The sequence below is a fragment of the Delftia sp. ZNC0008 genome, assembly GCF_000799035.1.
Lineage (GTDB): Bacteria > Pseudomonadota > Gammaproteobacteria > Burkholderiales > Burkholderiaceae_C > Comamonas > Comamonas tsuruhatensis.
In genome coordinates this window covers 1-4,155 of sequence record NZ_JTKZ01000688.1, presented here as the reverse complement: position 1 = coordinate 4,155, position 4,155 = coordinate 1, and the positions used below count along the sequence as shown (strand labels likewise).

The following is a 4,155-nucleotide window of genomic DNA, read 5'->3' as shown; positions in this document are numbered from 1 at the left end:
CCGCGTCTGGCCGCCAGCTCGCCCGAGAGCATGTTGACCAGGGTGGACTTGCCCGCGCCGTTGGTGCCGATCACGGCGTGGACCTCACCCTCGTGCAGGTCCAGGTCCACGCCGCCCACGGCCGTGAGCCCGCCGAAGCGGCGCGTGAGGCCGCGCACCGAAAGCAGTGCCGCATCAGCCATGTCCGGCCTCCTTGTGGTGGACCTCGTTGTGCACTCCAGCGCGTTGCCGTGCAAGGCCCGCCAGCCCGATCAGCCCCATCAGTCCTTTCGGCAGCAGGGCCACGAGCACGATGATGGCCAGGCCCAGGCTCAGCTGCCAGTGGTCGGCCATGGGGCCGACGATGGCATGCGTGGACAGCACCTCCTTGAGCGCGACGAAGGCCACCGTGCCCAGCACGGCGCCGCGCAGCGAGCCCAGGCCGCCGAGGATGACCATCAGCAGCACCTCACCCGAGTGGTGCCAGGACAGCAGCTCGGGGTTGACCACGGCATCGCGCACCGCCAGCAGAAAGCCTGCCACGCCGGCCAGCATGCCGGCCAGCACGAAGGCCGCGAGTTTGTACCCGTAGGTGGTGAAGCCGGCCGCACGCATGCGCTGCTCGTTGACGCGTATGCCCGCCAGCGCCGCGCCGAAGCGCGACTGGCGCAGCCCCGCCAGGAAGGCATAGACCAGCACCAGGGCGGCCAGCACCACGTAGTACTGCACGCGCGGGATTTCCATGTCGATGGCGCCCAGCGCGGGCCGGGCCATCAGGTAGATGCCATCGCTGCCGCCGCCTATGCCCGTGTCGTGGACCACGAAGTAGGCCATCTGTGCGAAGGCCAGCGTCACCATGATGAAGTAGATGCCGCGCGTGCGCAGGCTCAGCAGGCCCACCAGCAGCGCATAGCCGCCCGAGGCCAGCAGCGCCCAGCCCAGCATGGCCGGCAGGCTGCCGCCCTCGTTGCCTGCGGACAGCACGGCGGCATAGGCGCCCAGGCCCATGAAGGCCGCATGCCCCAGGCTCACCAGGCCCGTGCCGCCCACCAGCAGCTGCAGGCTGAGCGCGAAGATGGCCAGGATCATGGTCTTGACCACCAGGCCCGACAGATAGTCCGACCACCAGGGGCCGGCCAGCGCCAGCAGCGCCACGCAGGCCAGCGGCACGGCGCAGGCCTGCCATCGGCAGGCGCGCTGCGGCATCTCTACGGGCTGCATAGGCTGCAGGGGCTGCACGGCAGCTGCCAGCAGGGCCGGAGAAGGATTGGATACGGCCATTGTTCAGCTCCTTTGCCCCATCAGGCCCTGGGGCCGCCACACCAGCACCACCGCCATCAGCAGGTAGACGCTCATGCCGCTGAGCTCCTGGAAGAACAGCTTGCCGAAGGTATCGACAAAGCCCACCAGCAGCGAGGCCAGCAGCGCGCCCGTGATCGAGCCGATGCCGCCGATCACCACCACCACGAAGCAGATGATGAGCACGTTGCCGCCCATGCCCGGATAGACCGAACTCATGGGCGCGGCGATCATGCCCGCCAGTGCCGCCAGCGCCACGCCGATGGCGAAGACGATGCGGTACAGGCGCTTCACGTCGATGCCCAGGCCGCGCACCATGTCGCGGTTGCTGGCGCCCGCGCGCACCATCATTCCCAGGCGCGTGCGGTTGACCACCCAGTACAGCGCCAGCGCCACCAGCAGGCACACGCCCGAGGCGAACAGCCGGTACCACGGATAGCTCATGAGCCCGCCCAGCGAGAAGCTGCCCGACAGCCAGCCGGGCAGCGGCACGCCATGCACGTCGTTGCCCGCCAGCAGCGAGCGCAGCTCCTCGAACACCAGGATCAGCCCGAAGGTCATCAGCACCTGCTGCAGGTGCTCGCGCTCGTAGAGGTAGCTGAAGAAGGCCCACTCCAGCGCATAGCCCAGCACCACGGTCAGCGCCACGCCGGCCAGCAGCATGGTGATGAAGTGCTGGCCCAGCAGCGGGGACAGCGCAAAGGCCATGTAGGCGCCGATCATGTAGAAGCTGCCATGGGCCAGGTTGATCACGCCCATGATCCCGAAGATCAGCGTCAGGCCCGAGGCCAGCAGGAACAGCAGCAGCCCGTACTGGACGGCGTTCAGGCACTGCACGAGAAAGGTGGCAAGGTCCATGGCGATGTCCGTATGCGTCCGTATATGAGTGCGCCCCGCGCCTCACATGCGGCAGCCGCGGCCGGTATCGCCCAGGGCCTTGATGGCCACGCCCATGCGCTGGTTCTCCTTGCCCACGACCTTGCGCAGGTACATGTCCTGCACGGGGTTGTGCGACTTGCTGATGGTGAAGTCACCGCGCGGGCTGGGGATGGTGGCCTTCTCGATGGCCTGGCGGAACTCGGCCTTTTTCGCGATGTCGCCGCCCGCCGCCTTCAGGCCCACGCCCAGCATCTGGGCGGCGTCGTAGCCCTGCACGGCATACACATCGGGCATCAGCTTGTAGGCCTGGGCATAGGCGGAGCGAAAGCGCCGGTCGCGCTCCGTGCCCAGCTCGTCGGCGTAGTGCAGCGTGGTCAGCACCCCCTGGGCGGCCTCGCCCTGGGCCTCCAGCGTGCCGTCGGTCAGAAAGCCCGAGCCGTACAGCGGGATGGTTTTGTGCAGGCCGGCCGCGTGGTAGTCCTTGACGAACTTGACGGCGCCCGCGCCCGCGAAGAAGGCAAACACCGCATCGGGCCTGGCCGCCGCGATCTCGGTCAGCAGGGCCTGGAACTCCACGTTGGGAAAGGGCACGGTGAGCTGCTTGCTGACCTTGCCGCCCTCCTTCTCGAAGCCCTCCTTGAAGGCATTGGTCATCTCCTCGCCGGCCGCGTATTTCCAGGTGATGGTCATGGCGGTTTTCCTGCCTTCCTGCCTGGCCGCCACCACGCCCATGGGATAGGAGGACTGCCAGTTGGAGAAGGACGAACGGAAGATGTTGGGCGCGCACATGGCGCCCGTGACCGCATCGGCGCCCGCATTGGGCACGATGAGCACGGTGCCGCTTTCCTTGGCCGCGCGCGCCATGGCCATGGCCACGCCCGAATGCACGGTGCCCACCAGCACATCGACCTTGTCGCGCTTGATCAGGCGGTTGACGTTGTCCGTGGCCTTGGCCGGATCGGACTCGTCATCGACCTTGAAGAACTCGATCTCGCGCCCGCCCAGCCTGCCGCCCTGCTCGTTCACGAACATGCGAAAGCCGTTCTCTATGGCCGAGCCCAGCGCCGCGTAGGTGCCGCTGTAGGGCAGCATGAAGCCGACCTTGATCCTGTCCTGCGCATATGCGCCGCAGGACAGGGAGGCCGTCAGGGCGAGGGCGGCCCAGTGTTTGCGATCGATGTTCATGCGTGTCTCCTTGTGGTCGATGGGTCTTGCTTTTGTCAGGGGAATCGGAAGGGGCTGTTCAGCCGACGCTGGCCTCGCGTTCACGCAGGCGGAAACGCTGGATCTTTCCGGTGGCGGTCTTGGGAAGTTCGTCCACGAACTCGATGAAGCGCGGGTACTTGTAGGCGGCCAGGCGCTGCTTCACGAAGGCCTTGAGCTCGGCCTCGGTGGCGCTGCAGCCGTCCTTGAGCACGACGAAGGACTTGGTCTTGAGCAGGCCGTCGGCGTCGGTCTTGCCGATCACGGCGGCCTCCAGCACGGCCGGGTGCTGCATCAGCGTGGCCTCGACCTCGAAGGGCGAGACATAGATGCCGCTGACCTTGAGCATGTCGTCGCTGCGCCCGGCATAGGTGTAGTAGCCATCGGCGTCGCGCACGTACTTGTCGCCGCTCTTGAGCCAGCCGCCCTGGAAGGTCTCGCGCGTCTTGTCCCGGTTGCCCCAGTACATGAGGGCGGCGCTGGGGCCCTGGATGAACAGGTCGCCCACCTCGCCATCGGCCACGGGGCGGCCGTCCTCGCCGCGCAGCTCCACGCGATAGCCGTCCACGGGCTTGCCCGTGGTGCCGTAGCGGATGTCGTCGGGCCGGTTGGACAGGAAGATGTGCAGCATCTCGGTGGAGCCGATGCCGTCCACGATGTCGGCGCCGAAATGCGCCTTGAAGCGCTGGGCGATCTCGGCCGGCAGCGCCTCGCCGGCCGAGGAGCACATGCGCAGGCTGACCTGCTCGCGCGCGGGCAGCAGGGGCGAGGCCAGCATGCCCGCAAAGCCCGTGG

General features: G+C 67.7%; 5 protein-coding genes. All 5 read right to left on the bottom strand.

Annotation, left to right across the window (positions count from 1 at the left end):
• A partial coding sequence (locus L995_RS22425) for an ATP-binding cassette domain-containing protein (protein ID WP_047473774.1) occupies positions 1-182 on the bottom strand: 182 nt, incomplete at its 3' end.
• Complete coding sequence (locus L995_RS22420; RefSeq protein ID WP_047473773.1) at positions 175-1,260, bottom strand: branched-chain amino acid ABC transporter permease; 1,086 nt, start codon at positions 1,258-1,260, stop codon at positions 175-177. The genes L995_RS22425 and L995_RS22420, both read right to left, overlap by 8 nt.
• 3 nt (positions 1,261-1,263) lie before the next feature.
• Positions 1,264-2,136 carry a branched-chain amino acid ABC transporter permease gene (locus L995_RS22415; protein ID WP_013799989.1) on the bottom strand — a complete coding sequence of 291 codons (873 nt, stop codon included), beginning with the start codon at positions 2,134-2,136 and terminating at the stop codon, positions 1,264-1,266.
• 42 nt (positions 2,137-2,178) lie between these two features.
• Positions 2,179-3,342, bottom strand: coding sequence for an ABC transporter substrate-binding protein (locus tag L995_RS22410; protein ID WP_016447315.1), 1,164 nt, complete (start codon positions 3,340-3,342; stop codon positions 2,179-2,181).
• Between the two features lie 58 nt (positions 3,343-3,400).
• Positions 3,401-4,155, bottom strand: a 755-nt coding sequence (locus L995_RS22405; protein ID WP_047473772.1) for a benzoate-CoA ligase family protein, incomplete at its 5' end; no start/stop codon positions are given.

Bases quoted from the DNA above. Each gene is read 5' to 3' on its own strand.
- L995_RS22415 (WP_013799989.1), bottom strand. From the start codon at position 2,136: ATGGACCTTGCCACCTTTCTCGTGCAGTGCCTGAACGCCGTCCAGTAC.
- L995_RS22420 (WP_047473773.1), bottom strand. From the start codon at position 1,260: ATGGCCGTATCCAATCCTTCTCCGGCCCTGCTGGCAGCTGCCGTGCAG.
- L995_RS22410 (WP_016447315.1), bottom strand. From the start codon at position 3,342: ATGAACATCGATCGCAAACACTGGGCCGCCCTCGCCCTGACGGCCTCC.